The sequence below is a fragment of the Leifsonia shinshuensis genome (assembly GCF_022606355.1).
Lineage (GTDB): Bacteria > Actinomycetota > Actinomycetes > Actinomycetales > Microbacteriaceae > Leifsonia > Leifsonia shinshuensis_B.
Genome location: NZ_JAHHZQ010000003.1, coordinates 198,460 through 212,717 on the forward strand (window position 1 = coordinate 198,460; position 14,258 = coordinate 212,717).

General features: G+C 72.3%; 14 protein-coding genes. 3 read left to right on the forward strand and 11 right to left on the reverse strand.

The window, feature by feature from the left end; genetic code table 11:
* Positions 1-68: 68 nt before the first annotated feature.
* Together KNO15_RS12465 and KNO15_RS12470 are read right to left on the reverse strand one after the other, a co-directional pair.
* Entirely contained in the window at positions 69-947 is an 879-nt protein-coding gene (locus KNO15_RS12465; RefSeq protein ID WP_241704055.1) for a virginiamycin B lyase family protein, read from the reverse strand.
* Positions 944-1,639 (reverse strand): PhzF family phenazine biosynthesis protein, encoded by a 696-nt coding sequence (locus KNO15_RS12470; RefSeq protein WP_241704056.1) that lies wholly within the window; start codon positions 1,637-1,639, stop codon positions 944-946. The genes KNO15_RS12465 and KNO15_RS12470 overlap by 4 nt, the downstream gene beginning before the upstream one ends.
* Positions 1,640-1,674: 35 nt before the next feature.
* Here KNO15_RS12470 and KNO15_RS12475 point away from each other — a divergent pair, with 35 nt between their 5' ends.
* Positions 1,675-1,953, forward strand: a complete 279-nt coding sequence (locus KNO15_RS12475; RefSeq protein WP_241704057.1) for a three-helix bundle dimerization domain-containing protein — start codon at positions 1,675-1,677, stop codon at positions 1,951-1,953.
* An 18-nt stretch (positions 1,954-1,971) separates the two neighbouring features.
* Here KNO15_RS12475 and KNO15_RS12480 read toward each other — a convergent pair whose 3' ends face one another.
* The 5 genes from KNO15_RS12480 to gabT all read right to left on the reverse strand — a co-directional run bounded on the left by KNO15_RS12480 (position 1,972) and on the right by gabT (position 7,400).
* Positions 1,972-2,433 (reverse strand): phage tail protein, encoded by a 462-nt coding sequence (locus tag KNO15_RS12480; RefSeq protein WP_241704058.1) that lies wholly within the window; start codon positions 2,431-2,433, stop codon positions 1,972-1,974.
* An 85-nt stretch (positions 2,434-2,518) separates the two neighbouring features.
* On the reverse strand, positions 2,519-3,439 hold the full coding sequence (locus KNO15_RS12485; protein ID WP_241704059.1) for a ZIP family metal transporter: 921 nt from the start codon (positions 3,437-3,439) through the stop codon (positions 2,519-2,521).
* A gap of 190 nt (positions 3,440-3,629) precedes the next feature.
* Positions 3,630-4,265 carry a universal stress protein gene (locus KNO15_RS12490; protein WP_241704060.1) on the reverse strand — a complete coding sequence of 212 codons (636 nt, stop codon included), beginning with the start codon at positions 4,263-4,265 and terminating at the stop codon, positions 3,630-3,632.
* Positions 4,266-4,548: 283 nt separating this feature from the next.
* Positions 4,549-6,042: an NAD-dependent succinate-semialdehyde dehydrogenase gene (locus KNO15_RS12495; protein WP_241704061.1), complete on the reverse strand. Its 1,494-nt coding sequence runs from the start codon at positions 6,040-6,042 to the stop codon at positions 4,549-4,551.
* Positions 6,039-7,400, reverse strand: a complete 1,362-nt coding sequence (gene gabT / locus KNO15_RS12500; RefSeq protein ID WP_241704062.1) for a 4-aminobutyrate--2-oxoglutarate transaminase — start codon at positions 7,398-7,400, stop codon at positions 6,039-6,041. Before gabT ends, KNO15_RS12495 begins: the two co-directional genes overlap by 4 nt.
* A gap of 93 nt (positions 7,401-7,493) precedes the next feature.
* Here gabT and KNO15_RS12505 point away from each other — a divergent pair, with 93 nt between their 5' ends.
* Positions 7,494-8,945, forward strand: coding sequence for a PucR family transcriptional regulator (locus KNO15_RS12505; RefSeq protein WP_241704063.1), 1,452 nt, complete (start codon positions 7,494-7,496; stop codon positions 8,943-8,945).
* 194 nt (positions 8,946-9,139) lie between these two features.
* On the opposite strand, the gene KNO15_RS12510 is transcribed toward KNO15_RS12505, so the two are convergent.
* The 4 genes from KNO15_RS12510 to KNO15_RS12525 all read right to left on the reverse strand — a co-directional run bounded on the left by KNO15_RS12510 (position 9,140) and on the right by KNO15_RS12525 (position 13,004).
* A complete protein-coding gene (locus KNO15_RS12510) occupies positions 9,140-9,427 on the reverse strand; it encodes a hypothetical protein (protein WP_241704064.1) in 288 nt (95 codons plus the stop codon).
* A 90-nt stretch (positions 9,428-9,517) separates the two neighbouring features.
* Positions 9,518-10,384 carry a transglutaminase family protein gene (locus KNO15_RS12515; protein ID WP_241704065.1) on the reverse strand — a complete coding sequence of 289 codons (867 nt, stop codon included), beginning with the start codon at positions 10,382-10,384 and terminating at the stop codon, positions 9,518-9,520.
* Positions 10,381-11,307 (reverse strand): alpha-E domain-containing protein, encoded by a 927-nt coding sequence (locus KNO15_RS12520; protein ID WP_241704066.1) that lies wholly within the window; start codon positions 11,305-11,307, stop codon positions 10,381-10,383. The genes KNO15_RS12515 and KNO15_RS12520 overlap by 4 nt, the downstream gene beginning before the upstream one ends.
* Complete coding sequence (locus KNO15_RS12525; protein WP_241704067.1) at positions 11,307-13,004, reverse strand: circularly permuted type 2 ATP-grasp protein; 1,698 nt, start codon at positions 13,002-13,004, stop codon at positions 11,307-11,309. The genes KNO15_RS12520 and KNO15_RS12525 overlap by 1 nt, the downstream gene beginning before the upstream one ends.
* Positions 13,005-13,219: 215 nt before the next feature.
* Between KNO15_RS12525 and KNO15_RS12530 the strand changes: the two genes are divergently transcribed.
* Positions 13,220-14,143, forward strand: a complete 924-nt coding sequence (locus KNO15_RS12530; protein ID WP_241704068.1) for an aldose 1-epimerase family protein — start codon at positions 13,220-13,222, stop codon at positions 14,141-14,143.
* Positions 14,144-14,258: the final 115 nt, after the last annotated feature.

Sequence of the window (14,258 nt, forward strand, 5' to 3'; positions counted from 1 at the left end):
GGCCGGTACCGGCCCCGATCTCCTCCGTTCGCTGCGTTTCGGCGGTCTCGGAGGGTGGATCTCCTCCGTTACCGAAAGCGCGCGAGCTCGCCCGACGCCAGCGCCGCCCAGACGGCACCGTCGGCCGCGACGGCGAGGCCGCATGGGCCGGAGCCGGCAGGCAGCTGCACCCGCTCGGCCTCGCCCGAGGCCGTCACGCGCACGAGCGCGTCGGCTCCCCACAGCGACGCCCAGACGCCGCGCTCGTCGGCGACGACCGCGTACGGGCTCGACCCCTCGTCGAGCGGCACGACGGTGACCGAACGGTCCCGGTCGACCCGCGCGAGAGCGTCGACCGCGTGCAGCGCCGCCCATACCGAGCCGTCGTCGGCGACCGTGACGCCGAGCGGGCCGGAGCCCAGCGGGAGCTCCACGAGCTCGATCGCCGCGTCACCGCCGCGCACGTGCCCCAGCGCCGGCCGGTGCCCCTGCAGCGAGAACCAGATGCTGTCGCCGGAGGCGGCGATCCCCGAGGGGCCGCCCTCCGACCCGACGGGGAACTCCTCGACGCGACCGAGGATGTCGATGCGGCCGAGCACCTCGCCGAACTGCTCGGTGAACCACGTCGTGCCGTCGGGGAGGGTCACCGCGGCGAGCGGCAAAGCACCCGCCGACGGGACGGCCACCTCTCCGACGACGCGGAGGCCGGAGCCGACGTGCATCAGGCGGTCGCCCGTGCGGTCGACGACCCACACGGTGTCCTCGGTCGCCGTGCTGACGCCGACCGGTTGGGAGGCCGGGCCGAGATCGAGATAGGCCAGCGTCCCGTCCGGGTCGCGGCGCCCGACTTGTCCGCTCTCGCTGAGGGTGAACCACACGGCGCCGTCGTCGGTCGCCGCGACGCCGACCAGACCGTCGCCCTCCGCGCCGTCGCCCGGCCGCGCGACCGGGAAGAGTTCGACGCTCACAGGGTGGCGTCGATGGTGCGGTCGTACACGACGGTCCCGCCGACACGGATGAGACCGTCGCCGAGCGGCTCGGTCACCAGCTCGGAGCCCTCGCCCTGCGTGATGCGCAGCGCACGGCCGAGCTTCGCGGCGATGGCGACCGCGGCGGCACCGGTCGCCTCGTCCTCCACGATGCCCATGGCCGGCGCGAACATGCGCGCCCGCAGGGTGCCTGCGGCCTCGTCGATCCACGCGTAGGCGTAGTGCTGCCCCTCGGTGAACGAGAACGGGTCGAGCGCGTCGACGTCCGCCGGTGTGGCGAGCGGCAGCCAGGTGAAAGCCGGTGCCCACTCGGCACGCGCGTCGATGGCGGCCTCGTCGGCGTCCAGGTCGACCGAGACCGCGACGTCCCCCGCCTTCTCGGCGAGAGCGCCGACCGGGGTGCGCTGGTGCGCCAGCCACCACGCCGTCCCGACGCTCGGGTGGCCGGCGAACGGGAGCTCGGCGGCCGGCGTGAAGATGCGGATGGTCGCGAGGCCGCCTGACTCGTCCAGCGCGTCGATGAACACCGTCTCGCTGAACCCCAGCGCCGCGGCGATGTCCTGCTCGCGTCCTGCTGTGGCGGGCGAGCTCGTCACGATCCCCAGCTCGTTGCCGTTCGTGCCGCGTTCGTCGGTGAAGACGCGGACGACCACTACCTCGATCTCATCCATAGCCTCCACCCTGGCATGAGCGCCATAATCTTGCCATGAGTGACGAAGCACCCCCCACCTCGTTTCCGCACCTCGAAGACGACGTCACCCTCGTCTCGCCGCCCGGCGAGAAGACCGACGAGGAGGTCGCCGTCGGTCACGCCGTCGACCGCTTGGCCGAGCGATTCCCGAAGGTGCCGCGGGACCGCATCGTGGCTCTCGTGCACCAGCGCCACCTGGACTACACCGGCGCTCCTGTCCGTGACTTCATCCCGGTGCTCATCGAGCACGACGTCAAGCGCGAGCTGGCGACGGAGAGCGCCCCGCAGGCGTGAGACCGGTCGGCGCGAACCTCAGTACTCGCCCTTGATGACGAAGTAGGAGCCGCGGATCGTACCGGCGAGCCGCGACTTCTGGCGCGCGAACTTGAACGCCGAAAGCTCCTCCGGAACCTCCATGCCCTCGGAGAGCTTGAAGCCGACCGCGCGCTTGCCCGCGTCGTCGATCGTGTACATGACGTTGATCGAGAGCCCCGACCGGTAGAAGACGTACGCCATGCGGATGCCGTCGACCTCGAACGAGGTGACCTCGAGCGCGGGTGAGGCGATCACGATGTCGCGCTCGTCCTTCAGGATGCGGCCGACCCAGTCGAGCGCCTCCTGCTCCTGCGCTGCGGGAGCCGTCGCGAAGTCGTGGTCGTACTTGTTCTTGAAGTACCGGGACTCGTTCGCGCGCAGCCCGGCGAGTGCGGGTGCGACGGGGCTCGACTCGAGGCCCTCCATCGAGACGTTCGTGAAATCGACGACCTGTCGCATGGCTGTCCTTCCTGACGACTGCGGGTCAACCCTACTGAATCACCTCGGCGGCTGAATCACCCCGGTCGCGGGGAGCAGATCGCGCTCACGCCCCGCCCGCTGTGACGATCGCGTCGGTGGCGAACCCGGCGACGAGACCGGCGAAGATGCACCAGGCGACCAGCGTCTTCATCCCGGAGCGGCGGGCGACGGCGAGCAGTTCGATGATGACGTACAGGATCGAGCCGGCGGCCAGACCGAGGAAGGCGATCGAGACGATGTCGCTGCTGAAGGCCTGGCCGATGATCGTGCCGAGGAACGTGGGGCCACCGCCGATCAGGCCGAGCAGGGCCAGGTAGCCCCATGACGGCCGGGTGCCGCCCAGCGGCGCGACGATCCCGAATCCCTCCGTGGCGTTGTGGAGGCCGAACCCGATGATCAGGAGCATGGCGAACGCGAGTTCGCCCTGCGCTGCGGCGGTGCCGATCGCGAGACCCTCCGCGAAGTTGTGGAGGCCGATGCCGATCGCGATCGTGAGCGCGAGCCGGCGGGCTCCGGCCCGCGACTCCGCCTCGGTGGCCGCCACGATGGCGACGCCCGTGGTGGTCGCGGTGCCCCCGGCGCCTGGGCCTGCGGCCGGGCCGGTCGGCGTCGGATGCGCCCCGTGACCGTGATGCGCACCCTCCGTGCCCGCGGGCGGCCGGATCGGCGACGCGAGCGCCAGCGCGCGTCGCTTCAGGTACCGGTCGACGTACGTCAGGCTCAGGAGGCCGACGCCGATGCACGCGGCCATCAGCAGCCCCTGGCCGAGCGCCGGGCCGATCCGGTGCGACGAGAGCGCCTTGTCGACGGGCTCCCAGGCCTGCGACAGCACGTCCCAGAGCAGGAAGATCAGGATGCCGGTCGCGAGCGCGTTCAGAGCCGCCTTGAGGCCGACGGCGTTGGAGCGGATCCGACCGACCGGGAGGCCGAGGAAGATCGTGAGACCGGCGACGGCGCCGAGAGCGGCGACACCCAGGGGAGACATGATGGTCCTTTGCGGAAGGCGGGGGATTCCGGCCGACGAACTGCGGCCGCATTCGATTGTAAGGTAAGCCTCCCCTTACAAGGAATCAACTGTGAGGAGTCGCAGAGAGCGTCAGTCGATGGGCACCCCCACAGGACGATGAACTCGGGCCGCGAAAAGGTGATGCCCCTGCGCGGGCGGGCAGAGAGCGTCACTCCGGGCGCGGCACCACGATCATCGGCACCGGGAGCTCGCGCAGCATCGCTGCCGCCGTCGAGCCGAGGAACAGCCGGGAGGGCTGAGCCAACCGGCTCGATCCGACCACGACGACCTCACCGGGCTCCCAGTCGAGGCGCGAGATCGCGTCCTGGATGGTGTCGCCCTTCGCCACGACCGCCGTCGCGACGACACCGGTGGCCGCGCTGGCCTCCTCCAGCACCGTGGCCGCGTGGTGCTCGCCGACGTTCTGCTTCGGCGCCTGCGCGTCGCCGGGGAGGTCGAGCGCGAGCAGCGACACGAGTCGCAGCGGGACGCCCGCCGCAGCCGAGAGCCGCTCTCCGGTGGCGAGCACGGCCTCCGCCCCCGCCCGCGTGCCGACCATGCTGGTCACCCGGGTGAGCTGCGGAGCGTGATCCCGCCAGCCCTCGGGCGCGAGCAGCACAGGGACAGGGGACGCGTGCAGCAGCGCGCCCGCGACGGAGCCGACCGTGAACCGGCCGAGCAGGCCTCCCCGCGCCGCGCCCACCACGATCAGCGTCGAACCGAGCTCCTCCGCGGACGAGAGCAGGCCCTCCGCGAGCGAGTCGCCGAAGGCGACCCGCCCGCTGAAGGCGACCGACGACGGCACGCGGGTGCGTGCGTCCGCCAGCCAGCCCTCTGCGGTGTCGCGCAGGAGGGCGTCGTAGGCGGGTCGTTCGGCACGTTGCCGCGCCGCGAGGTGTCCGGCATGACCAGGACCACATCGAGCTCCGCCCCGAACGAGGCGGCCAGCGCGGCTCCGGCGGCGAGGGCGTCCTCGCCGGCCGGGGTCGCGGTGTATCCCACGAGAATGCGCTGGGCCACGGGGCCTCGCTCGGAACTGGTCATGGTCGCTTCTTTCGGGTTCGGGACGGGTCTGCTGCTCGACGGGGTCAGGCGGGGATCAGCGTGTACTTCGTGCTGAGGTACTCGTGGATGCCCTCGAGCCCGCCCTCACGGCCGAGACCCGACTGCTTCACGCCGCCGAACGGGGCGGCGGCGTTGGAGACGAGCCCGGTGTTGAGGCCCATCATCCCGGTGTCGACCCGGTCGATCATGCGCTGGCCGCGTGCGAGGTCCTGCGTGAACACGTAGCCGACCAGACCGTACTCGGTCTCGTTGGCGCGCGCCACGGCCTCGTCCTCCGTCGCGAAGGTCGTGATCGCCAGCACAGGGCCGAAGATCTCCTCGCGGAGGATCTCGGAGCCGGGCTGCACGTCCACGATCACTGTCGGCTCGTAGAAGAAGCCGTCGCGATCGGGAGCGGTGCCTCCGGTGAGGACCCGGGCGCCGCGCTCGACGGCGTCGCCGACCAGCGCCTGCATGGTGGCGACGGCGCGGTCGTCGATGAGCGGGCCGATGGTGACGCCGTCCTCCGTTCCAGGACCGACGCGCAGCGCAGCGACCTTCGCCGCCACTCGCCGCGAGAACTCGTCGGCGACCGACTCGTGCACGATGAACCGGTTGGCGGCGGTGCACGCCTGGCCGATGTTGCGGTATTTCGCGAGCATCGCACCCTCCACCGCCTTGTCGAGGTCGGCGTCCTCGAACACGATGAACGGCGCGTTGCCGCCAAGCTCCATGGAGGTGCGCAGCACGTTCTGAGCGGCCTGTGCGAGCAGGGCGCGGCCCACCGGGGTGGACCCGGTGAACGAGAGCTTGCGGAGGCGCGGGTCGGCGATGATCGGAGCGGAGACGGCGCCGGAGGTGTTCGTCTGCACGACGTTCACCACACCGGCCGGCACGCCGGCGTCGGCGAGCAGCTGAGCGAAGAACAGCGTGGTCAGCGGGGTCAGCTCGGCCGGCTTGACGACGACCGTGCAGCCGGCGGCCAGGGCGGGCGCGATCTTGCGGGTCGCCATCGCCAGCGGGAAGTTCCACGGCGTGATGAAGAAGCACGGGCCGACGGGACGCTGCGACACGACCATGGTGCCGGTGCCCTCCGGGTTCTGCCCGTAGCGGCCGGAGATGCGCACGGCCTCCTCGGAGAACCAGCGCAGGAACTCGCCGCCGTAGGTGACCTCGCCGTTGGCCTCGGCCAGCGGCTTGCCCATCTCCAGCGTCATCAGCAGCGCGAAGTCGTCGCGGCGCTCCTGCAGCAGATCGAACGCCCGGCGGAGGATCTCGGCACGGGTGCGCGGCGGGGTCGCCGCCCAGGCCTCCTGTGCCGCGACGGCGGCGTCGAGGGCGCGGATGCCGTCCTCGGGCGTCGCGTTGGCGATGCGCTTGATGACGCGTCCGGTCGCCGGGTCCTGCACCTGGATCTGCTCGCGGGTCCCGGCCTCCCAGGCGCCGCCGATGAACAGGCCGCTGGGAACACGGGAGAGGAGGTCCGCCTCGCGGGCGCTCAGCTCCGGGGTCGTGGTACTGGTGTCGACGGCGCTCATGCGTTGGCCACCGCCTCCGCGACGACGTCCAGCCCCTCGATGAGGAGATGGTCCGGGATGCTCAGCGGCGGCAGGAAGCGGATCACGTTGCCGTAGGTGCCGCAGGTCAGCAGCACGACGCCGGCCGCGTGTGCGGCGGCAGCGACCTTCGAGGTGAGGGCGGCGTCCGGCTCCCCGGTCTCCGGGTCCACCAGCTCGATGGCGACCATCGCGCCCTTGCCGCGCACCTCGGCGACGCGGGGATCGGCGGCGCGGAGGGCGCCCAGCTTCTCGAACAGGATCTCGCCGATCGCGCGGGCGCGCGCGGCCAGGTCCTCCTGCTCGTAGGTCTCGATCGCGGCGAGCGCGGCGACACAGGCGAGCGGGTTGCCGCCGTAGGTGCCGCCGAGGCCGCCGATCTGCGGCGCGTCCATGATCTCGGCGCGACCGGTGACGGCCGATAGCGGGAGGCCGCCGGCGATGCCCTTCGCGGTGACGATCAGGTCGGGGACGATCCCGAACTGCTCGGATGCGAACATGGTGCCGGTGCGGGCGAAGCCGGTCTGCACCTCGTCGGCGATGAACACGACGCCGTTCTCGTTCGCCCACTCCTGCAGCGCGGGGAGGAAGCCGTCGGCCGGGACGATGAAGCCGCCCTCGCCCTGGATGGGCTCGATGATGACGGCGGCCAGGTTGGCGGCGCCGATCTGCTTCTCGATCATCGAGATGGCGCGCTTGGCCGCCTCGGCACCGGACAGTCCGCCGTCGCGCAGCGGGTAGCTGAGCGGCGCGCGGTAGATCTCGGGCGCGAACGGGCCGAAGCCGTTCTTGTACGGCTGGTTCTTGGCGGTGAGGCCCATGGTGAGGTTGGTGCGGCCGTGGTAGGCGTGGTCGAAGGCGACGACGGCCTGCTTGCCGGTGTAGTGGCGAGCGATCTTGACCGCGTTCTCCACGGCCTCCGCTCCCGAGTTGAAGAGGGCGCTGCGCTTGACGAAGTCACCGGGGGTGAGGCGGTTGAGGGCCTCGGCGACGTCGACGTAGGAATCGTAGGGCGCGACGGTGAAGCAGGTGTGCGTGAAGGCGGCGACCTGCTGCGTGACGGCCTCGACGACGCGCGGGGCGGCGTTGCCCACACCGGTCACGGCGATGCCCGAGCCGAAGTCGATGAGCGAGTTGCCGTCGACATCGACGAGCACACCCCCGCCCGCAGCGACGGTGTAGACCGGGATGGTCGTGCCGACACCGGCGGCCACGGCCTGGGCCTTGCGCTCGGCGCGCTTGCGCGACTCCGGTCCGGGGATGGGGGTGACGAGCCGGCGCTCCTGCGGGAGCGAGGGTCCGCCGACGAGGGCTGCAGAGGCGGGAGAAACGATGGTCATGGCGGCATCGTAAGGAGCAGGGCGTGACCCGCGCCTGGACGGACCGTACAATTTCAGAAACTCGATTCGACACCCTGGCAGATGGAGTGCCCGATGCCCGCGACCCTCGCCCAGCTCCTCGCGCGACCCGAGCTCGGCCTGCGCCTGCTCACCCCGGCCGACGTCGGCGACCTCGACGCCCCGCTGTCGTGGGCGCACAGCTCCGACCTCCCTGACCCCACGCCGTTCCTGTCGCCGGGCCAGGTGCTGCTGGTCACCGGGACACCCGACGACGTCGACCCGTACGTGACCCGGCTGGTGTCGCACGGGATCGCCGGCCTCGGCTTCGGTACGGAGGTCGTGCGGGCCACGCCAGGCCCGCTGATCGACGCCTGCGCCCGACTCGGCCTCCCCCTCTTCGAAGTGCCGTACCGCACGCCTTTCATCGCCGTCGCCCGCTTCGTCGCCGACCGCGTGGCGGCCGACGCCTACGCGCGCAACACCTGGGCGCTGCGCGCCTCGCGCGCGATCTCGCTCGCCGCGCTGCGGCCGGACGCGCTCGGCGCCGTACTCGGCGAGCTCGCGCGCCAGATCGAACGCCCCGTCGCGCTGTTCGGCGCTGACGGCACGCTCGACCGAATCGCGCCCTCCGGCGCGCTCGGCGCTCCGGCGCGCGCGGCGCTGGCGGAAGCCGCCGAGCCGCTGCTGCGCAGCCGGCGGCGTGCTGCGGGAACCGCGAGCACGGACGCCGGCCCGTTCGCCCTGCAGACGCTCGGCGCCGCCGGACGCCTGCGCGGCGTGCTCGCCGTCGGGTCGGAAGGCCTGGACCAGGCCGCGCAGCAGGTCGTGACAGGCGTCGTCGCGCTCGCCGGTCTGGCGCTCGAGCAGAGCCGTGCCACGGATGCCGCCCGAGCCCGGCTCCGCACGGCCGTCTGGCGCGCCCTCCTCGCCGGGGAGCACGCGCTCGCGGAGACAATCGCCGAACCCGTTCTCGGCGCTCTGCCCGATGGGCCGGCGCGCGTGACGGTGCTGCACGGTGCCGCGGGTGCCGCCGCCGCGGACTGGCTGGAGGCCGACGGCGACGGCTTCTTCGCCCGCGACGGCCAGGAGCTCGTCGTCGTCGGCGCGGCACCGGAGACGGTCGCCCGACTCGCCGCGCGCTTCGAGCTGCGCGGCGGATCCTCCGCTCCCGTCGCGCTCGACGCTCTGGCCTCGGGAGTGACGCAGGCCGGGGTGGCGGCGCGACGCTCGACGCCCGATGAGCCGGTCCCGTCGTTCGACGACGTGGCGGCGGCGGGGATGCTCGCCCTGCTGCAGACCCCGGACGCGCGCGCGGTCGCGGCGACCGCCCTTGCGCCGTTGGCGGAGGCCGACCCTGCGCTGCCGGGGATCCTGCGCACCTGGCTGGACGCCGACGGCGTGTACGACGTCGCCGCCCGCCAGCTCGGCATGCACCGGCACACCCTGCGCGCGCGCGTCGCGGACGCCGAGCGCCTGCTGGGCAGCGACCTCGGCGGCTTCGCCGCACGCGCCGACCTCTACGCCGCGCTGCGCGCCGTCGAGTAGGCGCGCCCCTCCCCCGCCGGGTGGCCGCGTTTGCCGCAAATGCTGCGTCTCGAGCCTCCTAACGCCACATTCGGCGCAAATGTGCCCCTCCCGGGAGGTGGTGAGATTTGCCGCAAATGCTGCGTTAGGGGGCGCGAAGCGCCACATTTGGCGCAAATGTGGCGCGCGCGGCGGCGCGGCGGAGGGTGCGCGCTTCAGGCCTCGACGGTGGCGGGAGGGGTGGGCGGCGCTGCGGGGGTGTCGCCGCCGCGCACGGAGGCGCGCAGGCGGGTGACGATCAGGGCGCCGGCCGCAGCCGCCGCGGCGATGAAGAAGAGCGCGGCGATGGCGAGATCCACCCACTGCCGCCGGGTGAACCCGTCGTGGTGCCCCACGGCGACGGTAGCGAGTCCGTGGTCGACGGCCGGCGTCGTGAGCGCGCCCAGCGCGACGGCGCCGACGACCAACGCGAACCCGAACAACGACCAGCCGACACTACGCATGACCCCATTCAAACCGACCTGTCTCCTCCGGCAACCCCGACGGGCCGATCGTTACCGGTCGTTCAGCTAGCGAGGGATCGCCGCCTCCGCTCACGCCTCCCGGGTGATCGACACCGACACGAACAGCTCCGACTCCGCCGCCCCCGAATACACGCCGCGCAGCGGGGCGACGTCGGTGTAGTCGCGGCCGTGGCCGACGCGCACGTGCCGGTCGCCGATCTCGATTCCGTTCGTCGGGTCGTACCCGTGCCACTCGCCGCAGAACCACTCGACCCAGGCGTGCGACTCCCCGACCACGGTCTCGCCCACGGCCGCGTCGGCCTTCGGGTGCAGGTAGCCGGACACGTAGCGGGCCGGGATGCCGGCGGAGCGCAGCGCCCCGATGGCCACGTGGGCGATGTCCTGGCAGACGCCGCCGCGCGACTCCCAGGCCTCCCTGGCCGTCGTGCGCACCCCGGTGACCCCGCTCTCGTACGTCATCGCCGCGCCGGCGGCGACCGCGATGGCGTGCGCGGTCGCGCAGGGGTCGTCGCCCGCGGCCCCGGCGCCGGCCTCCGCCGCCAGAGCGACCAGGGACGCGGGAGGGTCGGTCAGCAGCGTCTGCCGCAACTGCTGCACGCACTCCCCCGACCGCACGACCGTCGCGGCGAGCTCCTCGCGGTCCGGGCCGACCCGTCCCGGCGCTCCCGCTCCGGGTTCGGCCGACAGCACCTCCACCAGGCTGGTCGCCGTGATGGTGAGCTCGCGGTGCGGGTTCAGCACGTCGAACGCGAGCACGCGGGTCCCCCAGTAGTCGGTGTACTGATGGTGCGACGACACCGGTTGCACGTCGAGCGACGAGTGAAGCACCAGCTGCCGCTCGCCGGTGACCGGGAGCATCCGTGCCTCGTTGTAGGAGGCCGACACCTCGGCTCCGTACCGGTACCCCGTGGAGTGCGTCACCCGGAGGCGCTTCACGACCGCTCCCCCGTCCAACTCGGCGCGGAGCTCTCCGGGAAGTAGCGCTGGGTGATCGCCGACGTCGCCGCACTGGTGGCGTCCTGGATGCTCGACATGTACGCGGGGAGGTCGTCCAGCACCTCCGCGACCGGCCGGAACTCGAGCTCGCTCTGCACCTGGCCGAGCAGTCGCACCGCACGGTCGGAGACGCCGGCGCGCTCGTGCCGCGGCTCGATGTCGCGCAGGCTGTCGACCGCACGCGTCACCGCGTACAGGATCGACCGGGGGAAGAGCCGATCGTGCAGCAGGAACTCGGCGGCGTTCCGCGTCGACGGCACCCCTCGATAGGTGCGCAGATAGGCCTCGTAGGCGCCGCACGAGCGCAGGATCGTCGTCCAGCTGGGACCGCTGGCCTCCGTCAGCGAGCGCGTGGCGAGCAGCCGCGCGGTCATGTCGGCGCGCTCCAGACTGCGGCCGAGGGTGAAGAAGTGGAAGGCCTCGTCGCGGCTCGCGCCGGAGTCCATGATCCCCACCGCGAGCGCCGTGCGCTCGCGCACCCAGGTGAAGAAGTCGTGAACCTTGTCGCCGGCGACCCGCCGTGGAACCCGCGCAGCGGTGGTGTTGAGACACTCCCACAGCTCACTCGACACGATCTCGCGCGCGCGCCGGGCGTTCTCGCGCGCCGAGGTGAGCGAGTACCCGATGGAGGCCGGCGTGCCGCGGTCGACCGCGAGGATGCGCAGCACATCCTCCCGCGTGATCGGTCCTGCCGTGGCCGCGGACCCCATCACGCCGAGCAGGGAGCGGCATGCCGTGTCCTCGTCGATCCACGGATCCTCCAGCAGCAGCTGCAGGTGCACGTCGAGGATGCGGGCCGTGCCGTCGGCGCGTTCGACGTACCGGCCGATCCAGAACAGCGACGACGCGATCCTGCTGAGCATCAGAGGGTCTCCTTCCGCGCGACCTGGACGGTCTCGGGCGACGTGACCGGCCGTTGCTGCTGCTGTTGCTGCTGCTGGTCGGTACGGGGTGCGTCCTGCTCGGAGTGCTCCGGCGCGGACAGCGGCGGTGCGGTGGCCTGGTCGGCCACGAGAGCGGGCACGCCCCGCCCCTCCACCCGCGCGTACGGTTCCGGCGGCCGGGCGTCCGCGACGGGATCGAGACCGGCGGCGCCCACCACCCAGGTGTCCTTCGAACCGCCGCCCTGGCTGCTGTTCACGACGAGTTGCCCCTCCGCCAGGGCGACGCGCGTCAGCCCGCCGGGGAGGACCCAGACATCGCGTCCGTCGTTCACCGCGAACGGCCGGAGGTCGACGTGCCGAGGGCGCATCCCGTCGTCCACGAGCGTCGGGATGGTCGAGAGCTGCACGACGGGCTGGGCGATCCAGCCGCGCGGATCCGCGAGGAGCTGAGCCCGCAGCCGAGCCAGCTGCGCGCGGTCGGCGTCCGGGCCGATCACGAGCCCCTTGCCGCCTGACCCGTCGACCGGTTTGATCACCAGCTCGTCGAGCCGGTCGAGCACCTCTGCCAGGGCCTCCGGCTCCTCCAGCCGCCAGGTGTCGACGTTGGGGAGGATCGCGTCCTCCGCCAGGTAGTAGCGGATCAGGTCGGGGAGGTAGGTGTAGACGAGCTTGTCGTCGGCGACGCCGTTGCCGACCGCGTTGGCGATCGTGACGGTGCCCAGGCGGGCGGCGAGCATCAGCCCCGGGGTGCCGAGCACCGAGTCCACCCGGAACTGCAGCGGGTCGATGAACTCGTCGTCGATGCGGCGGTAGATCACGTCGACGCGCTGCGGACCCGAGGTCGTGCGCATCCACACTGTGCCGCCCGAGCAGAACAGGTCGCGGCCCTCCACCAGCTCCACCCCCATCAGGCGGGCGAGGAGGGTGTGCTCGAAGTACGCCGAGTTGTAGACGCCCGGTGTGAGCACCACGACGTTCGGGTTGTCCATCCCGCCCGGCGCGCTCGCCTTGAGCGCCTGAAGCAGGCGGTACGGGTAGTCGCCGACTGGACGCACGCGCATCGACGTGAAGAGCTCTGGGAGGGTCTGCGCCATCACCCGGCGGTTGGAGATCACGTACGAGACACCGCTGGGGACGCGCACGTTGTCCTCCAGCACCCGCCAGCCGCCCTGCTCGTCGCGGACGAGGTCGATGCCCGAGACCTGGATGCGCACGCCGTTGGCGCTCTCGACCCCCGCGGCGGCGCGGTGGAAGTGCGCGGACGACGTGATGAGACCGGCCGGGATGACGCCGTCGCGAACCGCGTTCTGCGCGCCGTAGACGTCGCTGAGGAACGCTTCGAGCGCTCGCACCCGCTGCTGCACACCCCGCTCGATGCCCGCCCACTCGGCCTGCTCGATCACCCGGGGGACGGCGTCGAGGGGGAACGGCCGCTCCTCGCCTGCGAAGTCGAACGTGACGCCCTGGGCGAGATACGAGCTGGCCAAGGCCTCCGTCCGGCCGCGGAGCTCCTCCTGGGTCAGCGCGGCGAGCGCCGTGTAGAGCTCGCGGTAGGCGGGGCGGGTACGTTCGGCGACCGCCCCGCGGGCGTCGGTGAACATCTCGTCGAACGGCCGCGCGCTGCTGCGTCGCCGGCGCGTCGCGTGCGCTCCGTAGCCGCCGAACAGATCACCCATGACAGGACGGTACCGACGCGTGGTTTCCCGCAGGTTTCCCCAGGTTTCGCGCGCGTCACACGCCGCCGAGCGCGCGAACGGTCTGGGTGCCGGGTGGTTTTCGCCCGAATCCGTACGTACTCGGCGGTACTCGGCGGTTGTCGGCGTTCTCGGTGGGACTCGGCGGGCTGCACCGGGATTCGTGGCCGCCGGGTGGTTCCGGCCAGAATGGGCGGATGACCATCCCCCTCTCCGGCACCCACTACGGCCTGACCGCCGGCGACTACCACGCGACGATCGCTTCGGTCGGCGCCTCGCTCCGCACGCTGGAGCACCGCGGGCGCCGCCTCGTGGTCCCCTTCGACGCCGACGACGTGCGTCCGGTCTTCCGCGGCGCGACGCTCGCGCCCTGGCCCAACCGGGTCGTCGACGGGCGGTACACCTTCGACGGTGCGACGCAGCAGCTCGCTCTCACCGAACCCGGCCGCGGCCACGCGCTGCACGGTCTCGCGGCCTGGCTCGACTTCACCGCCGTCGACCGCTCGGCCAGCAGCGTCACCCTGGCGGCGACCATCGAGGCGCAGGACGGCTACCCGCACCGCGTGGAGGTGGCCGTCGCGTTCGAGCTCGACGAGGACGGCCTGCACACCACGGTCACGGGGACGAACTCCGGCCCCTCCCCGGCGCCGTGGGGCACCGGCCCGCACCCGTACCTCGTCGCGGGCGACGGCAGGGTCGACGACTGGACGCTCGAGCTCCCCGCTTCGGATGTGCTGACCGTGACGGAGGACCGCCTCATCCCGATCGGGCTCGCCGACGTGGCCGTCGAGGGCGGCGGCGTCTTCGACTTCCGTGCGCCGCGCGCGATCGCCGACACCTTCATCGACCACGCGTTCACGGGCCTGCTGCCGGCCGCCGACGGTCGCACCACTGTCGCCCTGCGCTCGGCCGAAGGGACCGGCGTCGCGATGACGTGGGACGAGGCGTGCCCGTGGGTGCAGATCCACACCGCCGACCGCGACGTACCAGAGCAGAGCCGGCTGGGCCTCGCTGTCGAGCCGATGACCTGCCCGCCCGACGCCTACAACTCGGGCACCGACCTGATCGTGCTCGCCCCCGGCCAGTCGACCACCGCCTCCTGGACGATCGCCGCGCTCTGAGCGCAGCCGCGCGGCGGGGTGCGGCACCTGCACGCGCGGCGCGGGGGCCCCGCGCGCGGCGCGACATTCGTGACGAATGCGCTGTTTCGCGGCACGAATGTCGACATTCGTGACG

Bases quoted from the DNA above. Each gene is read 5' to 3' on its own strand.
- KNO15_RS12470 (WP_241704056.1), bottom strand. From the start codon at position 1,639: ATGGATGAGATCGAGGTAGTGGTCGTCCGCGTCTTCACCGACGAACGC.
- KNO15_RS12475 (WP_241704057.1), top strand. From the start codon at position 1,675: ATGAGTGACGAAGCACCCCCCACCTCGTTTCCGCACCTCGAAGACGAC.
- KNO15_RS12480 (WP_241704058.1), bottom strand. From the start codon at position 2,433: ATGCGACAGGTCGTCGATTTCACGAACGTCTCGATGGAGGGCCTCGAG.
- KNO15_RS12485 (WP_241704059.1), bottom strand. From the start codon at position 3,439: ATGTCTCCCCTGGGTGTCGCCGCTCTCGGCGCCGTCGCCGGTCTCACG.
- KNO15_RS12495 (WP_241704061.1), bottom strand. From the start codon at position 6,042: ATGAGCGCCGTCGACACCAGTACCACGACCCCGGAGCTGAGCGCCCGC.
- gabT (WP_241704062.1), bottom strand. From the start codon at position 7,400: ATGACCATCGTTTCTCCCGCCTCTGCAGCCCTCGTCGGCGGACCCTCG.
- KNO15_RS12505 (WP_241704063.1), top strand. From the start codon at position 7,494: ATGCCCGCGACCCTCGCCCAGCTCCTCGCGCGACCCGAGCTCGGCCTG.
- KNO15_RS12510 (WP_241704064.1), bottom strand. From the start codon at position 9,427: ATGCGTAGTGTCGGCTGGTCGTTGTTCGGGTTCGCGTTGGTCGTCGGC.
- KNO15_RS12520 (WP_241704066.1), bottom strand. From the start codon at position 11,307: ATGCTCAGCAGGATCGCGTCGTCGCTGTTCTGGATCGGCCGGTACGTC.
- KNO15_RS12525 (WP_241704067.1), bottom strand. From the start codon at position 13,004: ATGGGTGATCTGTTCGGCGGCTACGGAGCGCACGCGACGCGCCGGCGA.
- KNO15_RS12530 (WP_241704068.1), top strand. From the start codon at position 13,220: ATGACCATCCCCCTCTCCGGCACCCACTACGGCCTGACCGCCGGCGAC.